Raw genomic sequence first — 26,953 nt, forward strand, 5'->3', positions numbered from 1 at the left:
ACTACTCCGGCTCCTCCGCTGGCGTCTTGACGATCGAGACCGGTCTACTCGCCCGCCGTGCCACCCGCTCGGTGACGCTCCCGAGCAACTGTCGGTACTCGCCCGGTCGTTCTTCCGTGCCCAGGATGATCACGTCGGCGTCGACCTCGTCGCCAGCGAGGAGGATTTCGCGGTGGGGAACGCCACGTTCGAGCAGGGTCACGACCTCAACGCCCTCCTCGGCACCCAGTCGCCCCACCTCGTCGAGCACGTCGGTCCCGCGCCGTTCGAGGCCCGATTCCAGGCCCTCGCGGTCGTGGACGTACTCGTCGCCGCCGTAGGCCTGATAGACGTCCTCGTCGATCACGAACAGAGCATACAGCGTCGCGTCGTGTGCGGCCGCGAGGCCGATCGCGTGGCGGGTCGCCCGGTCCGCACCGTGGGTTCCGTCCGTCGGCAGCAGGATGTGGTCGTACATGGTCCGTTCGAAGTTGTCCGTAAGAGAACAAAATACCTGGCCCTGGTTTTCGGGTCGTGTTCAGATAAGCTGATTCCATGCGAAGGCGAATGATCTGAGCCAGTCGTCGGCAGTTTCTGCTTCGGCGTGGCTAAAGCTATTACTAAACGAAGAAGTTCGACGTTTGACTTCTCGAAAGACACGTTCGACGCTATTCCGATTTCCACGTTTTTCGTATCTGAAATCGAGGCCGTGTCGTGAGCACGCCGTTTGCAGTGAGGTTGCGCCATCGACGAGAAACACTGCATCGTCAACGTCGTGTTTCTCCCGTAGCGTGGTAAGAAACGATTGGGCGAGAACAGTGGTAGTGGTGGGTTCAAGCTGTGTATGGAGTAATTCGTTCGTTTCTGGATCGACAGCAGCGTACAGCCAGTACTGCTGTCCATTGAGTCGGATCACGGTCTCGTCAACCGCAATGTGATCCGGGCTTTGTCCATCTTCGGGCTGTAGATCAGCCTTGTGAACCCAGTTGTGAACGGTTGATCGAGCCCGTTTGACACCGAATAATTCAAGAATAGAAACGGTATTCGAAAGTGATAGTCCAGCAAGATGGAGCTGAATACCGAGCTTCATTAGCAGCTCCGGTGTCGCCTCTCGTTCAACAAACTCTAAGTCGATCTGGTCGATACTATCGTTGAGGCGGGCGTTTTCGGGCATGAATCACTTTGAAAACGCACCGCCTCACTTTTCAATCCTTATCTGAACACCGCCGGTTTTCGCTGGATGATCCCGCGGCCACTCACAGCTCTCCCGACCGCGCTAGCTCCCGTATCTCCGTCGCGCGCTCCCGTATTGCCGTCAGCTCGTCGTCGTCTTTGTTGTCCAGATGACTGTACACCAGCCCCATCCGGTGGTTGCTCCGCAAGTCGTCTTCGTTTCGATCGAGAAAGTCCCAGTACAGCGCGTTGAACGGGCAGGCCCCCTCGCCGGTCGTTTTGGTGTGGTAGTACGGACAGTTCCCGCAGTAGTCGCTCATCTTGTTGATGTAGTTCGCCGAGGATGCGTACGGCTTCGTGGCGAAGACGCCGCTCCCGAACAGCCCCATCTCGACGACGTTCGGGGTCGTTACCCAGTGAAAAGCGTCGACGAAGCCCGCGTGGAACCAGCGGTTCAGCTGAGCGGGCTCGACGCCGTAGAGCAGGCCGAAGTTCGAGAGGACCATCAGTCGCTGGATGTGATGGGCGTAGCCCCGCTCCCGGACGCTGCCGACGCTCTCGTCGAGACAGTGCATGTCAGTCTCGCCGGTCCAGTACGCGGGCGGCAGGTCCTCGTCGGCATCCAGCTGGTTTGCCCCTGCGAGTTCGGGCATCTCGCGTCGGTAGACGTGACGGACGAACTCGCGCCAGCCGATCACCTGCCGAACAAAGCCCTCGACGCTGTTCAGCGGCACGTCCTCACGCTCGCCTGCCTCGATGACACGCTCGACGACCTCCGCAGGATGGAGCAAGCCGACGTTGATCGCGGGCGAGAGCAGGGCGTGATACATTCCCCACTCGTCGTCGACCATCGCGTCCTGATAGGGGCCGAAGGCTGGAAGTCGATTCTCGCAGAAGGACTCCAGCGCGTCACGGGCGTCCTCGCGGGTCACGGGCCAGCGGAAGGGTTCGGGATTGGCCCAGTCGCCGCCGTAGGGTGGCTGGTCGTAGCTCCCCTCGAACGTCTCGGTGACCCATTCGATGACGCGGGCGGTCGTCTCGTCGGGCTGGTAGCCCGGGGGCTCCGGCGGATCGACGTCCTCCCCCGGGCTCTCGCGGTTCTGGTCGTCGTAGTTCCACTCGCCGCCAACCGGCTCGTCGCCGTCCATCAGGTAGCCCGTCTTCCGGCGCATGAACCGGTAAAAATCCTCGTGGCGGTAGCCCGCGCGGTCGCCAGCCCACTCGTCGAACTCGTCGGGCGAGCAAAGAAACGTCTCGTTTTCGACGAACTCGATCGATCCGCCGTGTGTAGTGACGATGTCATCGAGGCGCTGGGCCCCGTTCGCGCTCGCCGGACGCATCGCCACCAGTTCGTCATCGGGATGCTCCGCAAAGTGACGTGCCAGCCCCTCGTCGAAGCTCTCGGCCTGCTGGTAGTGTACCGTACGGCCCTGCGCTCGCAGGTCGTCGCGGAAGTGCCGCATCGCACTGAACACGAGTACGAGCTTGTGTGGGTGATAGGGGAGTTTGCGGGCGAACGATTCCGCTTCGATGAGCAGGACTGACTCGTCAGGTCGCCGGGCCTCCGGTCCCCGGTCACGGAGTAGCCCATCGCCGAGTACGAGTACGGTCATCGTCGGTTCGCCGTTCCGCTGCCGTCTGTCGTGATCATTCGATTCTGGTTACGGCGGTATCGACAAAACCCTTCGGCCTACGGCGGAGCGCCAGGTCCCTACCACGGGGTCCAGTCACCGTCGACCACCCGATGCTCGCGGTCGATCTCGTCGATCGTGCGGATGTCCTCGGCATCGAGCGAGATGTCGAGTGCGCCGTAGTTCTCGCGGATGTGTGCGGGCGTCGCCGACTTCGGGATCGCGGCAACGGTCTCTTTTTCCAGCAGCCACGCGAGGCTGACCTGTGCCGGAGTCGCGTCGTGTTTTTCGGCGATCTCGACGATCTCGGGCACGTCGAACACCTCTCCGCGGGCGATCGGCGAGTACGCGACCAGCCAGTGGTCGTCCTTGCGGGCGTACGAGCGCAGTTCCTCCTGTGGGAGCAGCGCGTGACACTCGACCTGGTGGGCGAACAGATCGACCCCCCGGTCGTCCAGTCCCTCGATGGCCTCCTCAAGCAGTTCCGGCGTGAAGTTCGAGAGTCCGACGTGTTCGACGAGTCCCTCCTCGACGATGGCGGCGAGCCCGTCCAGCGTTGCTTCCGAATCGTAGGTATCGAGCGGCCAGTGGACGTACTGCAGATCGATCGTATCGACGCCGAGACGCTCCGCGCTCTCGCGGGTCGTCTCGACCACGTCGTCGTACGCGAGGTTGCCGGGATCGAGTTTCGTCGCGACGAAGACGTCCTCGCGGTCGACGTCCGAGTCGGCCAGCGCCTCGCCGACGTACGCCTCGTTGTCGTAGCCCTGTGCGGTGTCGAGGTGACGGTAGCCGGTGTCGAGGGCGGTCGTCACGGCGTCGATACACTCCGATCGATCGGTCATCTGGTAGGTTCCAAAGCCGAGTCGGTGGAAGCTCATGTATCAACATTTTATGCCTGACCGTTTAATATTCTGGAAAACGGCAGCGTGCGATCTCTTTCACCTCGACCCGTGATCCATCGAAGGGACGACCACGAACTTATTATTGCGAGAACCCTAACCATTATCTGTGAATATCCATCGGCTGAAATGCAGGCTCGGGTTACACGACTGGGAGTACTCCCGTCGCCGGTTCGACGACGTCGTTCTCGTCGAAAAGCAATGTCTGTGGTGTTCGGCGGAAACGGCTGCTGCGAGCTATCCGGCGGAGGACCGTGGTCAGACGGAGAGCTCCGTGCGGGTCCACTGACCCTCTTTCACTACTCTCCGTCTGCCCGTGCCGAGAGGACGGCCGCAAGCAACTCCTCTTCGTGATTTGTCGCAACGCGAACGACCGCGTCGTAGAACTCGCTTCCAGTCAGGTTGCGGACGTCGTGGTCGGTTCGCAGCCGGGCGTCCACGAGGGCTTCGAGGTCTTCTAGCTCGCGCAGGCTAGACGGCCGGACGTAGATCGTTTGCTGGGCCGTCTCCTCGAACTCGAACGCAGGGGTGTCGATGTTCTCTCCCGTTCTATCCCCTATATCGTCGATCACGTCTTCTACGGTCTCCGCAATGGTAGAGACTGACGCCTCGACGGCCTCCGGGTCGACCGCCTCTCTGGCCTCCGTGACGACCTCCTCGAACGATTCGCTGCTGATCATCTCGTTCTCGGACTCATCGGCTGCCCGCTCTCCGGAATTTCCGGGAGCATCAGGGGTCCGGTCGGTCATCCGCTCCACCCCGCGTTCGATTGCGCCCTGTTGGTCCGCCCGATACTCCGCTTCTTCGGTATGCCAGCGGTTGCGTCCGTTCCCTTCATAATCACAATGTGTGGACCTTGTTATCCGTTTTTGGGTCCTTGTTACGTTCTTCTGCACCGTGTGGCATCATATATGTTACGCCTAACTGTCTCCCAGTCATCCTATCTGTGGCGTTTTCGTTGACGGCAAGGAGTTGTCGACCGGCACAAATTCTACAATGTTTAGAATGTTTGAGCCATAATAACTCGATAACTCGAAGCACGTGGGATGGCGCGTGGGCGTCACCTGCGCCCGACGCCTGTACGCCCGGTGTACTACCCTGTACTCGGTCGTTAGGTCGGCGTGTGAGGCCGTAAGGCCCCGGATGTTCTCCACTAGACACTCTATAACTAAGCCCGAAACACTCCGTTTTCGAGACGAACGACAGTGACGATTAAATACCAGCGGTTGGCGGCATCCAACATAAACCTAGCCGTCGGCAGTCCACCAGAACCATGTCCAACATGAACACATACAGCAGTACACGACACCGGAGCGAAGAGACGGAAGAAGATTCCAGAGAGGGCTCCACCTGTGGGGAGTGCGAGAGCGGGACGCTCGTGCACAACTCGGATCGCCACGAACTCGTCTGTAACGAGTGTGGACTCGTCGTCGAGGAAGAGTCGATCGACTACGGCCCCGAGTGGCGCGCATTCAACCACTCCGAACGGCAGGAGCGCTCGCGCGTGGGTGCACCCACGACGGAGCTAATGCACGATCGGGGGCTCACCACGAAGATCGACTGGCGGGACAAAGACGCAAATGGACGGACGATCCAGCCCGAGCAGCGAAGCCGGATGCAACGGCTCCGCAAGTGGCAACAGCGAATCCGAACGGGTGATGCCGGTGAGCGAAACCTCAAGCAGGCGCTCTCGGAGATCTCGCGGATGTCCAGCGCGCTCGGCGTTCCCCATTCGGTTCGAGAAGTGGCGAGCGTGATCTACCAGAAAGCGCTCGATGCGGACCTGATCCGCGGGCGATCCATCGAGGGCGTCGCGACGGCGTCGCTGTACGCTGCCTGCCGCCAGGAGAACATCCCGCGAAGTCTCGACGAACTGGCCGAGGTCTCTCGGGTCGACCGCAAAGAAATCGGGCGGACCTATCGGCATATTTCCCAGGAGCTCGATCTGGTGATGAAGCCGGTCGACCCGACACAGTATCTCCCACGCTTCTGTTCCCAGCTCGACGTCGATGGCGAGATCAGACAGCTGGCGAAGGAGATCCTCGAGACGACCGTCGCGAGCGGCGTCCACTCGGGGAAATCCCCGACCGGGTGTGCGGCGGCCGCCATCTATCTCGCCGCACAGCGCTGTAACAGGGAGATTACACAACGAGATGTCGCAGATGTCGCACAGGTCACTGTCGTCACGATCAGAAACCGGTACCAGGAGCAGGTCGAAGTCGTCGACGAGGATCTTCAGTCTGCGTGAACGAGAATGATGCCGTCGCTCCGGACGACGACGTAGTGATCTCCGAAGAGGAACGAGACGGTGGCATCCAGTTTCCCCTGAGAGCCAGTGGATAGCGCATCGAGCGCGTCGGGGTTTACGTACGTTCCGAGCGGCTCCAGATCGAGCGGATCACAGCCGGCGGTCTCGGCGACGGCTTCGATCACCGCGGTGCTTGTTTCCGTGTCGGCGTCCAGTTCGTACCGAACTGCTGACTCGTGGTCGAACTCGTTTTGTGGGGAGTGTGTGTCTGTCATCGTTGCGGGGGTCTATCATCGAATTCGTGGGGCGGTCGCCAGGTTTTGCTAGCAAGGGCCAGTTACTATACTACAGTTGGTCCCTTGAGGATATAAATATTTTCCCGAGATATGAATGTGCATTGATTGGAAGTGGTGTATCGCTACTGCGATCCGCCTTCAGGCGCGGCGAGTAACTGGCCGGGGACTCATTCAGATGGCGTATAAAAACATAATACGCAGCTATCCCTGAGTCGAGCCGATCCGCGACTGCGCGATACCGATAATATCCAACTTACCGATTGGCGTGCCCGCACAACCGATTTATATTCACAGTAAGCTGTGCCAAGCAATCACGAAGGAAAAGCATCATTTTTGTTTGATTAACTTTACAATGCAAGCCGTTGACTACTCAGATAGACAGAACAAAAGTCGGTGCGCCAGAGGCTGTACTGCAACAACGAATGAATGGGGGAGATTATGCACGAACGATACACCTGGACGAACGACGGACAACGGATTGGGGGAAAGTATGACAAGCAGTAATATGAGTGCGACGGCAACGGAGGAACCGAATCTGTCATCGGAACCACCGGCCGAGGGGGAGACAGAACCCGGGGACGGGGAGGTAGAAGACGAACCATCCCAGCTACCACTCGATATCGTTTTCGAGATACTGAAAAACAGACGGCGGCGACGTGTTTTGCACCACCTCAAAGAACAGGAGGACAACTCGATCGATCTCGGCAGCCTCGCCGAGCACGTCGCGGCACTGGAAAACGACAAATCCGTTGCGGCACTGACATCGGGGGAACGAAAACGCGTCTACGTCGGTCTGTATCAGTGTCATCTCCCGAAGATGAACGACGCTGATGTTGTCGATTTCGACCGCAATCGCGGGACGATCGAACTCGGCGAGACCGCCGATCAGCTAGACGAGTATCTCGGGGTCGATACCGAAGCGGAGCGGCCGTGGCCACAGTACTATCTCGGGATTACACTGGTCGGTGCTGGACTGTTCCTGATCGGCCAGGCAGGGTTTTATCCGGCCGACTGGCTCAGCTCCGCTGTCGTCCTCGTGATGGTCGCCGCGCTCGCGGGGTGTGCGGTGGCTCACGCCAGGACACAGCGGGACTGAGCGCTCCGTTCGCCGGTTCGAGAGCCATCGTATACGCTTCTTATCCGTACTAAGCAGTGGCTGCCGAGAGAGCACCTGATCTATAACAAAGGTGGGTGATGCGGTCGGTGGCTGTATCCGCTTCCCGGCGTTGCCGGAGGGATCTACAATGATCGTACAGCACACGTCCACAGCCCTGTCGAATCGTTCCGATGACCACCCGTACGGTACTGCCGTCGCCGGATTATGGCTCGAACGGCTATCGCTTTCGCGGAGGGGTCGATAATGTGTGGCATCACCGCGCGCGTCGGCCGCGGGGACGCGCTCGAGGAACTCCTGACCGGCCTCACGAACCTCGAATACCGCGGCTACGACTCGGCCGGGATCGCCCTCAAGAACGGTAGCGGTCTCGACGTTCACAAGCACGAGGGGAAGATCGCCCGGCTCGAATCACAGGTTCGAGAGGTTCGTCCCGCTGGCGAGATCGGGATCGGCCACACTCGCTGGAGCACCCACGGGCCGCCGACCGACGCGAACGCACACCCCCATACCGACTGCACCGACTCCATCGCGGTCGTCCACAACGGCATCATCGAGAACTACGACGAGCTCAAAGCCGATCTGATCGACCGCGGCCACGAGTTCGAAAGCGAGACGGATACCGAGGTGATCCCGCATTTGCTCGAAGAGGAGATTGCGGCAGGCCACTCGATGCAGGACGCCTTCCGGCGTGTCACGGCCCAGCTCGACGGTAGCTACGCGATCGCGGCCGTCTCGGCGGAAACGGATGTCGTCTACGCGACCCGGCGCGGCTCGCCGCTGATCCTCGGCCTCGGCGAGACGACGCAGTACCTCGCGAGTGACGTCCCGGCGTTCCTGGAGTTCACGGATCAGGTTATCTACCTCGAAGACGGGGACGTCGTTACCCTTACTCGGGACGGCTACGAGATCACCGACACCGACGGCTATCCGGTCTCCAGAGAGGTCCGAACCATCGACTGGGTGCCCGAAGACGCCGAGAAGGGTCGCTATGATCACTTCATGCGCAAGGAGATCAGCGAACAGCCCACCTCGCTGGGCCAGACACTCGAAGGGCGCATCGTCGAGGATCCGGACGGGGACGGCTCGACCCGACGCGTCAATCTGGAGGAGTTTCCGCCCGGGGCGTTCGCGGACGTTTCCGGGATTCAGTTCGTCGCCTGTGGAACGAGCTACCACGCCGCGCTGTACGGGCAGGCGATGCTCGCGCGGCGTGGTATCCGCTCGCAGACGTTCCGCGCGGGCGAGTACGCGATGCTCCCTGCTCCGGTCGATGAGGACACCCTCGTGATCGGCGTCACGCAGAGTGGGGAGACGGCAGACACGCTGGAATCGCTCCGCCGTGCATCCGAGGGCGGTGCCCGCACGCTTGCGCTGACGAACGTTGTCGGGTCGACGGCTGCCCGCGAGTGTGACGATGCGATGTTTATCCGGGCTGGCCCCGAGATCGGTGTCGCCGCGACCAAGACGTTCTCCTCGCAGGTCGCGTCGCTGGCGCTGCTGGCCGAGCGCCTCTGTGAGGACCGAACCGGACAGCCCTCGGCGTACGCCGACGAACTCCTGGACGGTCTCTCCGCGTTGCCCGGACTGGTCGAGCGCGTCCTCGACGACACGCGGGCGAAAGACGTGACCGACCGGTACCGTGGGATGGACTCGTACTTTTTCATCGGCCGGGGGATCGCTCACCCGGTGGCGATGGAGGGGGCGCTCAAGTTCAAGGAGATCACCTACGAGCACGCCGAAGGGTTCGCGGCCGGGGAGCTCAAACACGGCCCGCTCGCGCTCGTCACGCCGCGGACGCCTGTCTTTGCCGTCTTCACCGGGCGATACACCGACAAGATGCTCAGCAACGTCGAAGAAGTGCAGGCCCGCGGCGCGCCGGTGATCGGCATCGTGAGCGAGGAGAACAGCCGGGTGATCGAGACGGTCGATGATGCCATCACGATCCCGAAGTGTCACCCCGACATAGCGGGACTGCTGGCGAACGTCCAGCTCCAGCTGGTGGCGTATCACGTTGCCGACTATCTGGGTCGCCCGATCGACAAACCGCGCAACCTCGCCAAGAGCGTCACGGTGGAGTAGCCATGTCACGGATCGATCCCGATACCGTCCACGTCGACTGGTACCGGAACGGCGAGGACGAGCAGGTGCTGATCGGGCTCGACGGCAGCGACGTCAAGGTCGCGGTCGCGTTCCCACCTGACACCTCGAAACGCGAGCTTCGGGAGGTCTTTGCCGCCCGTGACAGGGAGTTGAGCCATTACTTCGAGTCACTGGCGCGATGCCGGTCATCGGGTGGCCCACAGCGACAACGATCCCGAGAGTAGTACGGCCAGTTCTGGGGATAACAGTCGCTTACCCCACCGTTTTGCCCGATAGGCGTCTGGTTACTTTACCCGGATAGGTCGACCGTTCAGATACGATATGCCCAGCGACTTCACCTTCGAGATCTACGCCGACCTCCTCGATGCGGGTCTGGAGGCTGGATACGAGTTCATCACAATCAGGGAGTATCTATCGAGCGATCCGCTCCCCGAACAGTTCCTGATCCTCCGTCCCGACGTCGAGTGCGAGTTCGACGAGGCCCCGGACCCTGTTCGAGCAAACGACCACGCGACTACCGCTACCGCACGAGGGCGCATTGCGGTCACGTAACGATGTCGGGATCAAAAATCGATGGCCCGCTGGCGCAGCTACCGCCGATGAACAGCGACGCCCTTGCCCCGGAGTCGGATGGCGGCCCCCTCGATGTCGTGATCACGATCCAGCATCCGGCCCACGTCCACTTCTTCCGGAACGCCATCGATATTCTCGAAGACCGGGGCCACGATATCCATGTCTTCGCCCGGGAGAAGGACATCGCTCTGGACCTGCTCGATATCTACGGGATCGAACACGAGGTGCTCGCCGGTGCGGCGAGTCATCTGCTGGGGAAAGCGACAGTCCAGTTGGCCTACGAGTGGCGGCTGTTCCGTCGGGCTCGCACTATCGACCCGGACGTCATGGTGGCGATCGGTGAGCCGGGTGTCGTCCACGTCGCGGCGCTACTGGGGTGTCGGAGCGTCGTCTTCACCGACACCGAACACGTCACCTACCTGAAACGGTTCGTCTATCCGATGGCCGATCAGGTCTGTAGCCCGGAATGCTACCGTGATCACATCGGGGACAATCACATCAAATACCCCGGCTACCACGAACTCGCCTACCTCCATCCGGATCGGTTCACGCCCGATCCCGAACCGGTACGGGAAATGGGGATCGATCCCGGGGACAGGCTGGTCGTTCTCCGGCTCGTTTCGTGGGAAGCCACGCACGATATCGGCGACTCGGGGATCGACGACGTCACTGACGTGGTCGACCGCCTCGAGGCCGCCGGCGCTACAGTTGTGATCACCGCCGAAGGAGAGCTCCCTGCCGAACTCGCACCGTACGAGATCACGGCCCCGCCCGAGCGGATCCACGACCTGTTGTACTACGCCGATCTCTTCGTCGGCGAAAGCGCGACGATGGCGACCGAAAGCGCCGTCCTCGGCACGCCTGCGGTTCTCGTCACGACGATCCAGGGGATGGGGAACGTACGGGAACTTCGCGAGGAGTACGAACTCGTTTACAGCTACGCCGATGGGAGCCGACACGCCGACGCGGTCGAGTGCGCTGTCGAGATCCTGGAGTCGGAGTCCGACGGACGCTGGGAGGAACGGCGTCAGCGATTGCTCTCGGAGAAGATCGATACGACGACGTTTCTCACAACGCTCATCGAGGACGGGCAGGTCGGCGCAGCGGTCTTCGAGAATCCACCGCCAATGGATCTCTGACCCCGAAGAACTTTCCAGCGTCGCTCACGACGGTGCGATTCCTCCGACTCACTCGATGTAGCCGAGGCCACGGAGCCTGTCCTCGACGTCCTGGAAATCGTCATCAGTCTCCGAACTCGGTCGCTCAGTGGACGGTTCGAGAACCTGCCGCTCCGGGGGCGAGTCGATCGTCAGTATCTCTTCGAGCACCCTGCCGTCGATCTGCTCGGGGATCGGTTCTCCGATACTGTGCAGGAGCGTGGGTGCCACGTCGTAGACGGTCGCGTCGTCGACTCGGGTGTTCGCCGCGATCGACGGCCCCCCCGCGAAGAAGATCCCCTCGTAATCGTGTGTCGCTTCCATCGCTCCGGTCTCGGTGACGAGCCTGTCGCTCAGTGCGGACTGGATGAGATAGCCCTCGCGACCCTTCACGATAAAATCCGGCGAACGGTCGTCCCGTGGGAACAGATCTTCGCCGTCGACCAGATCGAACAGCCGATCACCCGTCTCCGGATCCACAGCTGATTCGAACGTCTCCCGTAACTGGCGTTTGACCGTCTCGACGTCGTTCGGGTGAACTGTTCCGCGCTCGAACCGATCCGCCCTGTTCACGTACAGGTGACTGGTGCCGTGGAAGAAGGCGGTCGTGGCGTCGAAATCGACGTCGTACAGTGGGTGATCGCCCGGGACCTGTCTGGCGACGGCGTCGGTGAACTCATCGGGTAGCACCTCGACGAGTTTGGTCTGGTTGATACCGACCCCGTCGAGAACGCGCTCGACTGATGCCTTCGTAACCCCGAGTCGCTCCAGCACTCCCCGCCCGCTGTCGTCGCTCGCCCGGGCGAGGTATCCCTCGCGTTCTAGCAGTCTGTTCGGGTACGCGACCCGCGAGATCGGTCCGAAGCCGTGATCGGAGACGACAAAGAGGTTCGCGTTCTGGCGCTCGGTGTAGGCGATTACCTCGCCCAGGATGTCGTCGAGATATCGGTAGTGTTCGAGGATGACGTCCTCGTCCCAGTTGAGGTGCTGGAGCCGATCCGGCGCGGTGTACACAAAAAAGAACAGCCGCCAGTCGTCGGTGTTCATCAGCATTCGCATGAGTTCGCGGCGGTTCTCGACGTTCGCCTGCAGGTCCTCGACGAGTGCTGCCGGTTCGTCCGCGTACTCGGTCCACTTGAGGCCGATCTCGTACTCCGGAATCGAGCGCCGGATCTCGTCCCGTAACTCCGGTGGATGTGTGAACCCGTCGTTTTGCTCCGGCGTCATCATCCCGGTTACCATCTTGCCGTCGAACTCGCTGGCGGGATACGTCATCGGGACGTTCCCCACCATCGCTGGCGAGAGGTACTCCCAGAGTGCTGTCCCGCCCCGGTCGGCACTCGTCGCCATCCGATGTGTGTAGTTGTCCTGCAGTGTCTGAAAGTCGTATATCCCGTGTGTGTCCGCCCGAACGCCGGTTGCAATCGACGGCCAGGCCAGCGCAGTCTGCGGCGGGGTTGTACTCTCCAGCGGCCCCGATGCGCCCTCTTCGAACAGCGTTGCGAAGTGTTCGAGCTCTCCATCCTCCGCCCATCGTTCGACGAGGTTCCACGGAACACCGTCGAGTCCCAGCACAAACGCTTTGGTAGGCTGCATCTTTCACCTACGAGTCACTGTCCCGTTTCCCGGGTTTTGTAATGCCCGTCTTAGTCCCGTCAGGGATCGGGTATCTCCGCGCTACGGTTCACCGGAGCTGCTTGTATAGCCGCGAAACCAGCCCCATGCCTGGCGTATTGTGATGGATGCTGTAGTAGGTATAGAGGTCGGGTGCGAACTTCGCCTTGTAGCCACAGAGGCGCTGGTTGTTCGCGCCCACGAGGTCGTACCGATCCACCCCACGGTCCATCGCATCGGTCATGATATGCCAGTCCAGCCGATCGTTGATCGGGACGTCAGTTTCCGGTTTCGCGCCACCCTGCCACCGGTAGATCGTCCTGTCGTCTTCGATAGTCACGACGCCGCCGACGAACGCACCGTCGACCGTGCAGACGTATGGCCGCACCCGTTCTGCGCCGAGCCGTTCGTACAGCTTGGCAACGGTTTCTGGCGCCAGCTTGTAACTCTCACCCTGACGGGCGTGACGCTCGGTCACCTGTGTGATGATTCGCGTGAGAGCTCGCCGACTACCGATCGTTATCTCCACGTCGGCGTCGACCTCGTTGGTCGCGTTTCTCCGGGCATCGCTGCTGAACGATTTCAACAGCGTCTCCGGGTCTGGAGTGAGATCGACCACGTAGGTGTAGGCGATATCGACGTCGAACTCGTTCCAGCCGAACGGCCGCGGATCCTCGTACCATGGCCCGGTTCGTAGCTGTGTGAAGTTCGGATTCCACTCCGCGTCGAGGTACTCCACGCAGGCCGCGATGAACCCTTCGTGCCGTTGCTCCCCCTTGCGCCGCTTGAGCTTCTCGAAGTTGAGCAAGGCCGGGCCGAGGTAGCTAACTTTCAGATCGGGCGGCGGCGAGAACGCCGTGCTGATCGGCCCCCGTGAAAGCCCGAACACCGGAAGTATGCCGACCGGCTCCTGACCCTTGAACCCGACCAGCGGGTGTAGCTCGGTGCTGGAGTCCTCGGCGAGCACCTCCAGGGCCTCGTACCGGTGGAACGGAGTGCTGTGTGGCGAGCGCTCGACCAGCCCGTTCCATCGCCCACGACTATCGCTATCGAAGCGCTCGATCTCGATACTCATTCGATATACCCCAGATCGGCGAGTTGCTGTTCGACCTTGGCGTCATCCGTTCGAGTCTTCCCGTCTCGATGGTACTCTGGATACGCCTTCCGACCGGCCGGTTCGACACAGGGCATTGCGGAGCCGTCCATCCGGTCGCTGGCCGGGACATCCAGCGTTGCAAGGACCGTCGGTGCAATGTCGAACAGGTGGGCAGTCGCGGTTCCGGGCGCTTCTATCGCCGTGCCGGATACCGCGAAGCTCCCATCTATCTTGTGATTCCATGGCTCCTGTGGAGGGCCAAACTGGTCGCCGCGAAGGGACGCGGTCAGGAAGTGATCGAACTCCGCTGGAATCGTCACGATGTCCGGCGCGTTCTCAACGTGCTTGCCATGATAGAGCGACTCGCGGCGGACGACCGACTCGAACACCGGATCCCCGTTGGGTGTTTTGGCGCCTTCCAGCGCGTCGATGAGTCTCGTCCGGACGGTCTCGTACTCGCCGGGTTCGACGATCCCAGATGGTTCCCGTCCGACGAGGTTGATCCGGACGCCGAGCTCGATCCGGGATCGCATATACGCCGTTGACGACTCGAAATCGACCTGTTCGGCCGCTGCACGCGCGATGTCGCCGGGGACGCGTTTTGCGACGGTCTCTTTTAGTCCGACACGGTCGAGCGCCGCCGCGATCCGCTGGCTCGTCAGTCCGACGCTCGCGGCTGCTGACAGCGACCGCTCGAGGATCGATCGTTCGTCACTTTTCCCCGATTTTCCCTCCAGAAGCTCCGACTCCGCGATCGAGGACCACGAGGGCATTCCGCTTTCCCCGGCCGTGCGTTCGACGAACCCCTCGTCGGCGAGAAACTCGTTGACCCGGAACTCGTAGCCCTCGTACTCGCCGATCCCGTGGTCGCTGACGACGATTACGGTGTCGGGGTCGTGCTCGTCGATCGTCGCTCGCACCTGCTCGTCGACGGTTTCATAGATCCGCTCGACGACGTTCCAGTGGTCGGGGTACTCGTGAAATACGGTATCGGTCTGCTGGAATTGCAGGAAGCCAAAGTCGGGGTCGAACCGGTCGGCGAGGTAGCGAAATGCCTCACCGCGGCTTCGAGTCAACGAACAGTACTCCTCGATCTTTGCCTCTGATGGGGTCTTTCTGGCCGGGATCTCCCCGTAGATCCTGTACTCGCCGATCTCCTCACGGATGTCGTCTAGCAGGCCCTGGGGGTGACAGCGTGGATCTTCGGGAGCGGTGTAGCCGGGGACGATTGCACCGTCGATCTCGTCCGCCGGACCGGTAACCGGAACGTTGACCACAACGCTTGAGAACCCCTGCCGATCCAGCAACTCCCAGATGGCTAGCTCGTCCACGTCGGTCCGGTTGATAACGTCCCAGTCGTAGCCCTCGAACGTGAGAAAGCTAAAAGCCCCGTGTTGACCCGGGTTGACGCCGGTGTAGACGCCGGGCCAGGCACTCGGTGTCCACGGCGGGATCTGTGATTCGAGGGTACCGGAGACGCCCGACTCGAATAGCGATTCGAGCGTCGGTGTCGCCCCAGCCTCGAACAGCGGGTCCAGTACCCGCTTGCAGGCTGCGTCGATACCGACAAGCAGTGTTTGCATGTGCGATATCCTGGCGGGTGTAACTCTTTGTTATGGATCTCTTTCGGCATGTAGTATACCTCAACTAGTATCAGCTCGGCGTCGGTCCGGGGCCGCTCTGACGGTGGTCAGATTCGGCGCCGCGCCAGTACGTCCCGTAGCCGGTCTGTCCCACTCGTGTCGATCGATTTCTGGCAGTGGTTCGTTCGAGGTATCAGCGGTCGAGCAGTCGGCCCCTGGTTCTGTTGCTGGTAACAACGCTATAACAAAGCCCGTGAACGGCCCCGCTATCATAGAGCCGATCGGACGATCTCCAGCCGGCAGTCGCCGAACAGAACGACAGCTCAATGTCCCTTTCACAACGCATCTCCCGTGGTCTGAAAGCCACGCTGCTCTCACGAATCGTTCGGTCAGTCGCCAACGCCGCGATGATTATCGTCCTCGCGCGCTACTTGCTCGGCCCTGATGGGTACGGGCTGTTGTACTTCGCGCTATCTGTCATCGGCGTCATCGCGATCTTCGCCTCGGCCGGACTCCCGAAGTCGACGGCGCGCTACGTCAACACGTATCTCGAAGACGATCCCTCGCAGATCCCGCTGATACTCCGACAGTCGGCGACGTATATTCTCGTGCTCTCCGGAATAGTCGGGGTAGGCCTGTTCATCGGGAACGACTGGCTTGCGACGATCCTCAACGAACCTGCGCTGGCTCCGTTCCTGCTCGTCGGGATCGCCTACGTACTCTTTCGGGCATTCAACCAGTACTGTATACTCGCGTTTCAGGGATTCAACCGCGTCGACTGGAGCGCAGTGATGGGAATCATCGAGAGCGTCGCCCGGCTGGTGTGTGTCATTACGCTGGTCGTCCTCGGGTACGGCGTGATCGGTGCGTTTACGGGATATATACTCGGCTACGTTGCGTCCGTGGCGTTCGGAGTCGTCGGACTGTACGTCTTCTTTTACAGCCAGTTCGACGGGGCACCACAGCTCGAGCCTGGGCTTTCACGCCGGATACTGGAATACAGCATTCCGTTGACCGCCACCCGCGGTGCGAACGTCCTCGACAAGCGTGTCGATACTGTACTCGTCGGCGTACTCCTGAGCGCGACCGCGGTGAGCTTCTACACGATCGCGAGGCAGGTCGCCGAGTTCGCGGCGATTCCGGTCCGATCGCTCGGCTTTACCATCTCGCCGGCGCTTGGCGAACAGAAGTTCGCCGACGAGCCGGACGTCGCGGCCCGGATCTACGAGGAGTCCTTTCGGCACGTCTCCATGCTGTACATCCCCGGTGTGGTCGGGCTGGTACTGGTTGCGGACCCGCTGATCCGGTACGTCGTTGGTGCGGAGTATCTCGGGGCAGTTCCAGTCCTGCAGGTCCTCAGCCTCTTCGTCCTCGTGAACGCGATCAACCTCATCACGACGGACAGCCTCGACTATCTGGGGCGGGCGCGGATCCGTGCCATCGCGAAAGGCGTTACCGCCATTGCGAACTTCTTTTTGAACCTGCTGTTGCTCCCCCTGATCGGCGTTGTCGGGGCGGCGCTCGCGACGGTGATCACCTTCACGATGTACACGGCGATCAACGTGTACGTAATCCATCGTGAACTGGGCCTCGATTTCGTCTCGCTCGGCAGGAGCGCCGTCGTCGTAACCGGCATCTCACTGGTCATGGGAACGGTCGTCTTGCTTTCGCTCCCGTACGTTTCGGGATTGCTCACTCTCGCCGTCACGATCGCAGCTGGCGTGGCTATCTGGGCGATTCTCTCCGTTGCTGTCGGCCTGATCGATCCCGACGAGGCCGTCGCGTTTCTGGCAGAACGGAACTGAACGGCGACTGTGCCGATCCGGAGGAGGACACGAACTGTATCGATCTCGTGCGCCCCTCCGAAGCGCTCTCTGTCCGACGCGATCAGCCGATACTGGCGGCACCTGAGTCGGATGCTCACGCACCTACTGTAGTAGCATCTAACTGATAATCCGGTCCACTTTGTGTTCGTGTGCCGCCGGTAAGCACATCCTTACGGGCTATTTACGGCATCTGAACGCAGATTCAGGCGAATCCGTATTCTCCCCGCTGTTCGGACTGTAGGGTCAGGAAATATCCTCTTTCCACCTGCTTCCCGTGGTAAATACTGGCATATTTTCGGCAGCGCGGTACTGGTTGCGGCTCAGGTATCTCCCCTGCGAAGTGAGCGTATCTCACCTACTTGCATATGTAACTGGTATGTATTCATAAATATGGCTCGCTATCCGTAGTTAATCATCCTAATACTGGTACTACTACTGCTCAAATCGGTCAAAACCGTTATTATAGTAGGTTGTTCCTACCGGGACATGAGCGATGACCGATTGACCGATAACGACCGGCCGCAGCTGAACAGACGATCCTGCCTGCGAACTGCTGGAACAGTGGCGACTGCTCTCGGTACGGGAAGCCTACTCTCTGGTATGGCCACTGCAACCGAGATACATCTCGGCGAGGAAGGACTCCAGGAGGGCGATGATGCCGGTGCATATCTCGCAAATCATATCGGTGATAACAGGGAAATCGTCATTCCCGCGGGAACCTACCAGTACTCGACGAGAGCGTTTACCAGAGGGCACAGTTCGGGCTATGCCGATCTCGTCGTCCGTGGTGAAGGTGAGTTCGGAGATGTCGTTTTCGAGCATCGCGATGGCTACAGCTTTTCCGAGGTGATCGCCGCCAGCGGTGGGGACGTCCTCGTCGACAACATCATCTGGCGTGGCGTCGCCGGCGGTAATGGGAACATAACCGTCCGAGCGCACGGCGATGACGAAGTGACGCTCCGCCGGATCGCCCGCCCGGACGGAAACCACGACAGCGGTGAGGGAGTGTTCGTCCGGCCGAGACACGCCGGCGTTGCGAACTTCGAGCACTGCTGGCTGGAGAACTTCCCCGATAACGGTCTGTACGGCAGTGCGCCCGGGGGTTCGAACGGCAGCGACGGTGCGATCAACGTCACCGGTGGGCTCTACAAAAACAATAACATCGCGAACATCCGCGTGGGTGGCTCGAACTCGACGATCGAAGGAGCGACGGTCGTCCTGACCGACCAGCAACGTGGTCTGTGGGGATCCAGCCGGGCCGTCAACATGCGGGGGATCTGGATCCGGGAAGGGACGGCGAGCAATGGACACGACATTGCGATCCGCGACTGTGATGTATACAACGAACTGCCGTACGCATCGATCGAGATCAACCCACGAAACGGCGGCGGCAGCGGCGTCGTCGAAAACACTCGCGTGTACAACGAGGCTGACAACCCGGCGATCAACCACCGCGGTGGTGACTGGTCGGGACGGGAGAACCACGCGACAGGGTCCGGAAACCTCCGGATCGAAACTGGGACGAACAACTGTGAGGGGTCACAGTGTGATATGGCGTCGGATGTCCCCAGAGCACCGATCGGCGACCGCGGGGAGAGCCCGTCGACCAGCGAGCATCCGGAGATGGAGCCCCACCTCGTGACGTTCATCACGACGGAGGACGCGCCCCGCTCCGAGTACCGCTTCATCGCCGACGGACCGATCGAGCCGCTGACCGACTCGCCGTACGACAGCCCGAGCGGAAACGCCGTCGCGGCGACCAGCAACTACGTCATCGAGCGCGACGACGACCGGTACGGCGCGGAGGGGAGCTCCGGGAACGGCTTCGGCGACGCGTTCGAGGTGTACGGCGCGATCACCGAGGCCCGGGTCGACTCTCCCGATATGGTGATCGAACTCGACGGCGACCGCGTCGACGCGGACGAACTCGTCGAGCGAACCAAACCAGAGGAAAAAGACGATGACGAGAACGGGGGCGACAACGACGAGACGGAGGGTAGCGACGATACCGATGAGGACTCGTCACCGCCTGACGATGAGCAGTCCGACAGCGACGACGACTCGCTGTCGAACGTCATCATGGTTGACGGCTCCGAAAGCGACGACGTGAGCCAGTACGTGCTCACGGTTTCGGGAGAACTCGAACGGAGTGAAGCACATACTTCGATCGTCAACGAGGGGTTGGCGTGGGATACGCTGCCCTCGAACGTCTCCGGGGACAGGGCGATCGGTGTCGTCGGTCAGGGGACGGACGGCTATCGCTACTCCGGAAACGTCATCAGCGTCGAAGTCCGGGGCAATGCTGCGCTCCACATCGATCGGGAGTAGTGCAATGAACGGAACTACCACCCTTTCGACGGGACCGGCTCTCGATCTCCGTATGGATCTTGCGGGGGGTGCCTGATCGTGGCCTCGAACGAGTGGGAGACCGTCCCGATGGATCCCGATCCCGAATCGGATCTCGGCTACGACCCGATTGAGTGGGACATCGTCTCCACCGATACTGGCGGTCGCGAGCAACTGCTCTTTCTCCCCGCTGACGAGGACGCCCTCCGGTCGGACGCCTTCATCGTCGCCGAACGGTCGGCTGTGACCGACGTCGTCGAGAACCGCTGACGATCCGCGCCCTGTGGTTCGTTTGTCTCCAGCGGCTGAGACCAGTGTGCGGGACCGCGGTAACCCTGGCTTACCCGTCGAAACACGGCTATAACAAAGCGACGCCGTCGCCTCTCGCCGATAACGCCTCGGCGGGCGTGTGACCACGCATGGATCTACTCGACACTCACGCGACGAATGACAAGCGGCGAACGGCATCGAACCGGACTCCACGGCGATTCGAGGTGACCGAATGACCGGCACACAGTACGGCCCGGGTGTCGACGTTCAGCCCAACGTCACGATCGGGACACCCGGCGAGGAGGGCGACCCACCCGCTATCGGTGCTGACGCGACGATCCGATCCGGGACGATCATCTACTCGGACGTCCAGATCGGCGACCGGTTCCAGACCGGTCACAACGCAGTCGTGAGAGAGCGAACGGCAATCGGCGACGACGTGACAGTCGGCACGAACGCCGTAATCGACGGGAAAACGACGATCGGCTCCTCGGTCAGCCTGCAAACTGGGGTCTACGTCCCGCCGTACACTGATATCGGCGATCAGGTATTTCTCGGTCCCCACGCCGTCTGTACGAACGATCCGTACCCGGTTCGGCGTGACGACGGGCTTGTTGGGCCGACGCTCGAAGATCACGTCTCGGTCGGTGCGAACGCCGTGCTGCTCCCCGGCGTCACGATCGGCGAGGGCTCCTTTGTCGCCGCGGGTGCGGTCGTCACGGAGGATGTCCCGCCCGAGACGCTGGCGGTGGGTGCGCCCGCCGTTCACAGAGAGCTACCGGAGCCGCTCGACGGAGGGAATCTGATCTAATGAGCCGAACAGTGTCTGGGCTGCTGTACGATCCCGGTCGCGAGGACGCCCCGACCGAGGCACAGCGCCACGCGTTCCGGTCCGGCGAGATACCGGTCGCCGTCTACGGGCTCGGCAAGATGGGTCTCCCGCTCGCGGGCGTGTACGCCGAGACCTGCGGGAACGTGATCGGTGCGGATATCGATGAGGACGTCGTCGCAGGGATCAACGACGGGAAGAGCCATATCAAGCGCGAGCCCGGTCTCGACGAACTCGTGACGGAACTCGTCGGGGAGGACGCACTGCGTGCGGTTGCGGATCCGGCGGATGCGGCCCGCGAGGCCACGGTTCACGTCATTATCATCCCGACGCTCCTGACCGACGAGCACGTCCCCGACCTCTCGATCCTGCGGAGCGTCGTCGACGACGTGGCGACCGGGCTGTCCCCGGGGGATCTCGTCGTTGTCGAATCGACGGTTCCGCCCCGGACCTGCTCGGAGATGGTCTACCCCCGGCTGCAGCGAGAGAGCGGGCTGGCAGCTGGCGAGTTCGGCCTCGCCTTCTGCCCGGAACGCACAGCGAGCGGGCGGGCGCTCGAAGACATCCGGGGAGCGTACCCGAAAGTCGTCGGTGGGATCGACACGGAGAGTACGCGCGTTGCCGGACTCATCTACGATGCGATCAACGAGCAGGGGACGATTCCGGTCTCCGATACGACCACTGCGGAGGCGGTCAAGGTGTTCGAGGGCGTCTACCGGGACGTCAACATCGCGCTGGCGAACGAACTCGCCCGGATGACGGACGAACTGGAGATCGACGTCCGCGAGGCGATCGAGGTCGCCAACACCCAGCCGTACTGTGATATCCACGATCCCGGACCAGGCGTCGGCGGGCACTGCATCCCCTACTATCCGTACTTCCTGATCGAGGGGCTAGAGACCAGAAACCGTCTGCTCAGGACCGCCCGCGAGATCAACGACGAGATGCCCGCGTTCACAGTGAGAAAGCTCGCCGAGGAGCTGGCGAGCGACGGGAAGAACGTGGCAGAGGCCCGGGTCGCTGTGCTCGGGCTCACCTACCGTCCCGGCGTCGAAGAGACTCGCGCAAGCCCGGCGATGCCGATCACCAACCGACTCGCAGACCTCGGTGCGGACGTCCTGACGATCGATCCGATGCTCGATGACACGAGTGAGTTCGCTGGCGAACAGGTCCCCCTCGAAACGCTGTACGACCACGACCTCGATGCCGTGGTTCTCGTCACCCCTCACGATGAGTTCGAGGCGATCGACTGGACCGCCTTCGAGCGCCCACTCGTCGTGGTCGATGGCCACGCCGCGCTCGACCTCGCGGGGACCGATCACCGCCACTACGCGATCGGTACGGGACGCCCACGATGAGGGGACGACCGAGATGATCGACGATCACCCCTTCGCGCTGTGTCTCACGCACGACGTGGACCGCCCGTACAAGACGTATCAGTCGGCCTACTACGCGCTCGCCGATCGGGACCCCGGACAGCTGAAAAGCCTCCTCCCGGGCCGGAACCCGTACTGGCAGTTCGAGCGGCTAATGGATCTGGAAGATTCACTCGGCGTTCGTTCCGCCTTCTACTTCCTCGACGAGCAACACCTGCTGCGGGACCGTCCCGTCCGCGACTGGTTCGAGCCCGACAACTGGATGCGATATATGGGCCGGTACTCGCTCGACGACCCGGCGATCGTCGACGTGATCCACGAACTCGATGAGGGTGGATGGGAGGTCGGACTGCACGGCTCCTACGAGTCATACGACGACCGCGAGCGGCTTCGCCGGGAGAAAGCTCGCGTCGAATCGGTGCTCGGCAAGCCGGTTCGGGGCGGTCGCCAGCACTATCTCAACCTTGACGTCCCCGAGACGTGGCGACAGCAGCGATCGATCGGTCTCCAGTACGATACCAGTCTCGGCTCCAGTCAAACCTACGGCTTCCAGTACGGCGACTCGATCCAGCGCCCCTTCGACGACGAGTTCGTCGTCTTCCCGCTGACGATCATGGAGGTTGCCCTCCCGGACCCTTCAGAGCGCTTCGAGGAGGCGTGGGCCGAGTGCAAGCGGGTCCTCACGGAAGCAGCTGACCGCGGCGCGGTGATGACGATTCTGTGGCATCCGCGATACTTCAGCCGACGGGATTTCCCCGGCTGGGGTGCGCTCTATCGGCGGATCATCGAGGCAGCACTGGATCGCGGGGCGTGGGTCGGCCCCCCTGGCGAGCTGTACGACCAGCTCGACCACCCCACCGATGACACGTCCGAACCGGCGGTCTCCGACCCCGCCGAGTAGCCGCTCATGGTGCCAGTAAGAACGCGATAACAAAGGATAGCTGTGGTTGATCATAGACAGAATAAGCAGTATGCAAATTGAGGAGCTTACTCTCGATGACTGGAGTGGTGCCCTTCCCAAGGAGGGGATCGAAGTATTTCACACGCCGAGCGCGCTGTCGGTGGTTGCCGACCACGCGCCGGGAGAGCTACGACTGTACGGCGGTTACAAGGGAGAGCAGCCGGTTGGGCTCTTCCCCGTGGTCGTGCAGGATCGTTCGGTCGGCCGCGCCGTTTTCTCTCCCCCGCCGGGAATGGGGATCCCGCGGCTCGGTCCGATCGTCATGCCGACCAGCCCGAAACAGCGAAAACGGGAGCGGGTCAACCGCCGCTTTACCGAGGCGGTGCTGGAGGAGCTCGCGGTCGAGGACTCGCTGACGCTGTTTCGATCGATCTGTACCGCAGCGTACACCGATCCGCGACCCTACCGGTGGGCCGACATGGACGTCGAGACCAATTTCACCTACGTACTCGACCTCGAGGACCGCTCGCCCGAGGACGTCCGACGCTCGTTTAGCAAGAGTCTCCGCCGGGAAATAGGCGACGGCGAAGAGCTGGACCTTCGAATCGAGCGCGAAGGCGTCGAGGGTGCCCGCTCGGTGTACGACGCGACCCGACGACGCTACGAGGAGCAAGACCGGGCCTTTTCGCTCGAGTGGCCGTACGTCCGTGACCTCGTAACTCGACTCGAAGACCGAGCGCGCGTCTACGTTGCCCGGACGCCCGAGGGACGATTTCTCGCCGGAATCACCGTATTGTACTCGAACGACGCGGGCTACTTCTGGCAGGGCGGGACGCGAACGACCTACGAGAACGTCGAGATCAACAGCCTGCTTCACTGGCACGTTATCCGCGACATCATCGAGGACCCCCCGATCGATTCGGTCACCGGCTACGATCTGATGGGGGCCAACACCGAGCGACTCTGCCAGTACAAGAGCAAGTTCGGCGCGGAACTCGTTCCCTACTACGTCACGGAGTCTTCGGGGGCGGGAATGGAGGTGGCCAAACGCGCCTACCGGATGGTGGCAAAGTGAGTCAATGAGGCACAGTATGAGTCGACACGACGAGGTCGGGGTCGTTCCGACAACCGAGGAGGACAGCGAGCCGTCGGGACGGGCGGATCTCTCGGTATTGAATCTGGTGACGACTGCGGAGGCCCGCTTTTTCAAGCAACAGGTGTCGGTCCTGGAGGATCTGGGTGTCTCTTCGACGACTGTCGCAGTGCCGGACGAACGCGTCACCAGGGAGGGAGCGCTCGCCGGTCGTTCGGCGGTCGATTACTTCCGATTCCTTCCCCGGGCGATCAGGGAATCGTTTGGCGAGTACGATCTGGTCCACGCGAACTACGGCCTCACTGCGCCCGCAGCGGTGCTCCAGCCGAATCTGCCAGTGGTTATTTCGCTGTGGGGATCGGATCTGTACGGCCGGTTCGGCCCACTGAGCAAGCTCTGTGCTCGACTGGCCGATGCGACGATCGTCATGTCGGATGGGATGGCCACGGAGCTGGGCGGTACTCCGTACGTCATCCCGCACGGAATCGACCTGGATCGGTTCCAGCCTGCCGATCAGCAGGCGGCTCAGGAAGACCTTGGCTGGGATCCGGGGCGAAAACACGTTCTCTTCCCGTACGCAAAAGGCAAGTCGGTGAAAAACGCGCCACTGGCCGAGCGCGTCGTCGCCGCGGCGCGAGAACGGGTCGGCGAACCGATCGAGCTTCAGTTCGTGACAGGGGTTCCCCACGAGCGGATGTCGGTGTATATGAACGCGGCGGACGCGCTGCTGTTAACGTCCGATCGCGAGGGGTCGCCCAACTCGGTGAAGGAGGCGATGGCCTGTAACCTGCCAGTCATCGCGACGGATGTCGGCGACGTTCGCCAGCGACTGCGCGGCGTTCAGCACTCGTTCGTCGCTCACGACGATGCCGACCTCGTCGACTGTCTCGTTTCCGTTCTCGACGCCGATACCGACTCGAACGGTCGGGCGGTGATCGCGGAACTGCGGATCGAGCAAATGGGCGAGCGACTGCTCTCCGTGTACCGTGAGGTTCTCGATGGGTGATCCCAATGTCAGATAGAGTACCACGCACTGATCCAGCCGAAACACGTACGAGAAAAGTACTCCTGATGATCGGCTTTCTCGCGCTGACCGTCGGCGTCCTCGCCGCGCGCACCACTCCGGCAACGGGATACGAGATCGCGTTCTACGCCAGCACGCCGACCCTCTTCTGGATCGGTATCGGCCTCGCGGGACTCATCGGGACTGGGGTAGGATTCACATCGCCGCGGTACAGACGGGTACGGCAGGGATCGATAGTTCTCACCGGTGCCGCTGTGCTGAGCGTACTCTCGCTTCCCCTTCTCCGTAGTTTTCGGTTCTACGGCCCCGGCGACTCCATGAGCCATCTCGGCTGGGTCCGCATGTTCGAGGCCGGAACCCTCCATCCGGCGAGTATGCGCTATCCGGCCGTGCACTCGATCGCCACGATGCTCTCCAACGGTGCGGCACTCGCGGACACGCATGCCCTGATGCTGACTGTCGTCGTGTTCTTCGCGCTGTTCCTGCTGTTCGTGCCGCTATGTGTCGCCTCGATTACGAACTCCGGTCCAGCGATGCTGGTCGGAGTTCTCTCGGGACTACTGTTGTTGCCGATCAACAACATCGGTGTCCACACTACGGCCCATCCGACCTCGCAGACGATCATGTTCGTACCGGTAGTCTTCTACTTGCTCTTTGGCTACATGCGCGACCGCGGGGAACGTTATCCGATCGGGTCGGTCTCCGGCATTGGGTTACTGCTCGGACTCTCGGCTATCACGACGATGTTGATCCACCCACAGCAGGCCCTGAACCTGCTCGGAGCCTTCCTGTTGATCTCCCTGGTTCAGTATGGGTACTCGACGTTTCGGGATCCGGAACATCCGATCAACCGACAGCGATTGCTTTACGACCAGACTGCGCTCTTTACACTCCTGTTCCTGCTGTGGGTCCCACGCCTCGAACGGGTTCGTGTCGCTGTGGTCGATATCACGACTGGACTTCTCGCCGGTGGGACACCCGGCACAACCGTCGCCGGTCGGACGGTCTCGCTGGCCGTCCTCGGGGGCAGCCTCGAAGAGATGTTCGTGAAACTCTTCAGCGTTACCTTCCTGTACGTGATACTGGCGGGGCTGCTCGTTCTCGCGTTGCTGATCGGCCAGCTCGCACGGGTCGGCCCGAACGGTCGCGGGTTCTTGCAGTACCTGATAGTCGCAGCGATCCCGGCGAGCGTCTTTTTCGTTCTCTTCTTCGTCGCTGATGCAGGCGATCAGTACTTCCGGTACTTCGGGTTTGTGATGGTACTCGTCACCCTCATGGGCGCTGTCGCCATCACGATCTCGATCGATCGTCTCGGCACTCTCGGAGCGAAACCCGTCCTTTCGACCGGGATCGGGCTGCTCTTTGTCGTCTTCCTCGTCATGCAACTGATCGCATTCCACCCGTCACCATACATCTACCAGCCGAGCAACCAGATCTCCGACGGACAGATGAGCGGCTACGAGACTGCCTTCGACGACCGTGTAGAGGAGGTCCAGTTCGCCGGGATCCGCTCCGGCCCGGAGCGGTACGTCCATGCCTACTACGGTACCACCTCGCAGACGGCCGAGGAGTTCCCGGGTAGCCGTGAGGCGATCCCCGAAGACGCGTTCAACGACGATCTCGCGGGAGCCTACGACGACCGGACCTACGTACCGGTCACCACGGCGGACTACGACCGCGAAGTCGGCCTGTTCCAGGAGCTCCGGTACACCGAACGGGGCTTCCAACAACTGGAGCACCGGACAGAGATCGACCGCGTCCAGTCAAACGGTGAGTTCGAACTGTACCTGATCGATCCCGACGATACGGACGAGTAGCG

General features: G+C 61.7%; 25 protein-coding genes. 16 read left to right on the forward strand and 9 right to left on the reverse strand.

Features of this window, described 5'->3' with window-relative positions; genetic code table 11:
• Position 1: 1 nt before the first annotated feature.
• The 4 genes from AArcSt11_RS10115 to AArcSt11_RS10130 form a co-directional block, all read right to left on the reverse strand.
• Positions 2-457 carry a universal stress protein gene (locus tag AArcSt11_RS10115; protein ID WP_250596808.1) on the reverse strand — a complete coding sequence of 152 codons (456 nt, stop codon included), beginning with the start codon at positions 455-457 and terminating at the stop codon, positions 2-4.
• A gap of 60 nt (positions 458-517) precedes the next feature.
• A complete protein-coding gene (locus AArcSt11_RS10120) occupies positions 518-1,153 on the reverse strand; it encodes an IS6 family transposase (RefSeq protein ID WP_250596809.1) in 636 nt (211 codons plus the stop codon).
• Between the two features lie 82 nt (positions 1,154-1,235).
• Entirely contained in the window at positions 1,236-2,765 is a 1,530-nt protein-coding gene (locus AArcSt11_RS10125) for a cryptochrome/photolyase family protein (RefSeq protein WP_250596810.1), read from the reverse strand.
• A 98-nt stretch (positions 2,766-2,863) separates the two neighbouring features.
• Complete coding sequence (locus tag AArcSt11_RS10130) at positions 2,864-3,664, reverse strand: aldo/keto reductase (RefSeq protein ID WP_250596811.1); 801 nt, start codon at positions 3,662-3,664, stop codon at positions 2,864-2,866.
• 130 nt (positions 3,665-3,794) lie between these two features.
• On the opposite strand from AArcSt11_RS10130, the gene AArcSt11_RS10135 reads away from it, so the two are divergent.
• Positions 3,795-3,974 carry a hypothetical protein gene (locus AArcSt11_RS10135; RefSeq protein WP_250596812.1) on the forward strand — a complete coding sequence of 60 codons (180 nt, stop codon included), beginning with the start codon at positions 3,795-3,797 and terminating at the stop codon, positions 3,972-3,974.
• 10 nt (positions 3,975-3,984) lie between these two features.
• Here AArcSt11_RS10135 and AArcSt11_RS10140 read toward each other — a convergent pair whose 3' ends face one another.
• On the reverse strand, positions 3,985-4,434 hold the full coding sequence (locus AArcSt11_RS10140) for a DUF7970 domain-containing protein (RefSeq protein ID WP_250596814.1): 450 nt from the start codon (positions 4,432-4,434) through the stop codon (positions 3,985-3,987).
• Positions 4,435-4,967: 533 nt separating this feature from the next.
• On the opposite strand from AArcSt11_RS10140, the gene AArcSt11_RS10145 reads away from it, so the two are divergent.
• Positions 4,968-5,933, forward strand: a complete 966-nt coding sequence (locus tag AArcSt11_RS10145) for a transcription initiation factor IIB (RefSeq protein ID WP_250596816.1) — start codon at positions 4,968-4,970, stop codon at positions 5,931-5,933.
• On the opposite strand, the gene AArcSt11_RS10150 is transcribed toward AArcSt11_RS10145, so the two are convergent.
• Positions 5,921-6,208, reverse strand: a complete 288-nt coding sequence (locus tag AArcSt11_RS10150) for a HalOD1 output domain-containing protein (RefSeq protein WP_250596817.1) — start codon at positions 6,206-6,208, stop codon at positions 5,921-5,923. The two genes, AArcSt11_RS10145 and AArcSt11_RS10150, sit on opposite strands and share 13 nt — an antisense overlap.
• A 511-nt stretch (positions 6,209-6,719) precedes the next feature.
• Between AArcSt11_RS10150 and AArcSt11_RS10155 the strand changes: the two genes are divergently transcribed.
• The 5 genes from AArcSt11_RS10155 to AArcSt11_RS10175 all read left to right on the forward strand — a co-directional run bounded on the left by AArcSt11_RS10155 (position 6,720) and on the right by AArcSt11_RS10175 (position 11,158).
• The gene (locus AArcSt11_RS10155) at positions 6,720-7,325 is read left to right on the forward strand and encodes a DUF7344 domain-containing protein (protein WP_250596818.1); all 606 of its coding nucleotides are present in this window, start codon (positions 6,720-6,722) and stop codon (positions 7,323-7,325) included.
• 264 nt (positions 7,326-7,589) lie between these two features.
• On the forward strand, positions 7,590-9,425 hold the full coding sequence (glmS, locus tag AArcSt11_RS10160) for a glutamine--fructose-6-phosphate transaminase (isomerizing) (RefSeq protein ID WP_250596819.1): 1,836 nt from the start codon (positions 7,590-7,592) through the stop codon (positions 9,423-9,425).
• 2 nt (positions 9,426-9,427) lie between these two features.
• Positions 9,428-9,670, forward strand: a complete 243-nt coding sequence (locus AArcSt11_RS10165; protein ID WP_250596820.1) for a hypothetical protein — start codon at positions 9,428-9,430, stop codon at positions 9,668-9,670.
• Positions 9,671-9,767: 97 nt separating this feature from the next.
• Positions 9,768-9,998: a hypothetical protein gene (locus AArcSt11_RS10170; protein WP_250596821.1), complete on the forward strand. Its 231-nt coding sequence runs from the start codon at positions 9,768-9,770 to the stop codon at positions 9,996-9,998.
• Positions 9,999-10,045: 47 nt separating this feature from the next.
• Positions 10,046-11,158, forward strand: a complete 1,113-nt coding sequence (locus tag AArcSt11_RS10175; RefSeq protein ID WP_434803499.1) for a DUF354 domain-containing protein — start codon at positions 10,046-10,048, stop codon at positions 11,156-11,158.
• A gap of 48 nt (positions 11,159-11,206) precedes the next feature.
• Here AArcSt11_RS10175 and AArcSt11_RS10180 read toward each other — a convergent pair whose 3' ends face one another.
• The 3 genes from AArcSt11_RS10180 to AArcSt11_RS10190 form a co-directional block, all read right to left on the reverse strand.
• On the reverse strand, positions 11,207-12,772 hold the full coding sequence (locus tag AArcSt11_RS10180; protein ID WP_250596825.1) for an alkaline phosphatase family protein: 1,566 nt from the start codon (positions 12,770-12,772) through the stop codon (positions 11,207-11,209).
• Positions 12,773-12,860: 88 nt separating this feature from the next.
• Positions 12,861-13,865, reverse strand: coding sequence for a GNAT family N-acetyltransferase (locus tag AArcSt11_RS10185; protein ID WP_250596826.1), 1,005 nt, complete (start codon positions 13,863-13,865; stop codon positions 12,861-12,863).
• On the reverse strand, positions 13,862-15,469 hold the full coding sequence (locus AArcSt11_RS10190; RefSeq protein ID WP_250596827.1) for an alkaline phosphatase family protein: 1,608 nt from the start codon (positions 15,467-15,469) through the stop codon (positions 13,862-13,864). Before AArcSt11_RS10190 ends, AArcSt11_RS10185 begins: the two co-directional genes overlap by 4 nt.
• Before the next feature lie 326 nt (positions 15,470-15,795).
• On the opposite strand from AArcSt11_RS10190, the gene AArcSt11_RS10195 reads away from it, so the two are divergent.
• From AArcSt11_RS10195 to AArcSt11_RS10235, 9 genes are all read left to right on the forward strand, one after another.
• Positions 15,796-17,274, forward strand: coding sequence for a flippase (locus AArcSt11_RS10195; RefSeq protein WP_250596828.1), 1,479 nt, complete (start codon positions 15,796-15,798; stop codon positions 17,272-17,274).
• A 507-nt stretch (positions 17,275-17,781) separates the two neighbouring features.
• Entirely contained in the window at positions 17,782-19,623 is a 1,842-nt protein-coding gene (locus AArcSt11_RS10200; RefSeq protein ID WP_250596829.1) for a hypothetical protein, read from the forward strand.
• Positions 19,624-19,701: 78 nt separating this feature from the next.
• Positions 19,702-19,911, forward strand: coding sequence for a hypothetical protein (locus tag AArcSt11_RS10205; protein WP_250596830.1), 210 nt, complete (start codon positions 19,702-19,704; stop codon positions 19,909-19,911).
• Positions 19,912-20,143: 232 nt separating this feature from the next.
• Positions 20,144-20,722: an acyltransferase gene (locus AArcSt11_RS10210; protein WP_250596831.1), complete on the forward strand. Its 579-nt coding sequence runs from the start codon at positions 20,144-20,146 to the stop codon at positions 20,720-20,722.
• Complete coding sequence (locus AArcSt11_RS10215; protein WP_250596832.1) at positions 20,722-22,098, forward strand: nucleotide sugar dehydrogenase; 1,377 nt, start codon at positions 20,722-20,724, stop codon at positions 22,096-22,098. Before AArcSt11_RS10210 ends, AArcSt11_RS10215 begins: the two co-directional genes overlap by 1 nt.
• A gap of 13 nt (positions 22,099-22,111) precedes the next feature.
• A complete protein-coding gene (locus AArcSt11_RS10220) occupies positions 22,112-23,017 on the forward strand; it encodes a polysaccharide deacetylase family protein (protein ID WP_250597044.1) in 906 nt (301 codons plus the stop codon).
• 70 nt (positions 23,018-23,087) lie between these two features.
• Positions 23,088-24,092 (forward strand): GNAT family N-acetyltransferase, encoded by a 1,005-nt coding sequence (locus AArcSt11_RS10225; protein WP_250596833.1) that lies wholly within the window; start codon positions 23,088-23,090, stop codon positions 24,090-24,092.
• A 16-nt stretch (positions 24,093-24,108) separates the two neighbouring features.
• Positions 24,109-25,116 carry a glycosyltransferase gene (locus AArcSt11_RS10230; RefSeq protein WP_250596834.1) on the forward strand — a complete coding sequence of 336 codons (1,008 nt, stop codon included), beginning with the start codon at positions 24,109-24,111 and terminating at the stop codon, positions 25,114-25,116.
• A 5-nt stretch (positions 25,117-25,121) separates the two neighbouring features.
• Positions 25,122-26,951 carry a hypothetical protein gene (locus tag AArcSt11_RS10235; RefSeq protein ID WP_250596835.1) on the forward strand — a complete coding sequence of 610 codons (1,830 nt, stop codon included), beginning with the start codon at positions 25,122-25,124 and terminating at the stop codon, positions 26,949-26,951.
• Positions 26,952-26,953: the final 2 nt, after the last annotated feature.

Source organism: Natranaeroarchaeum aerophilus, assembly GCF_023638055.1.
Classification (GTDB): Archaea; Halobacteriota; Halobacteria; order Halobacteriales; family Natronoarchaeaceae; genus Natranaeroarchaeum; species Natranaeroarchaeum aerophilum.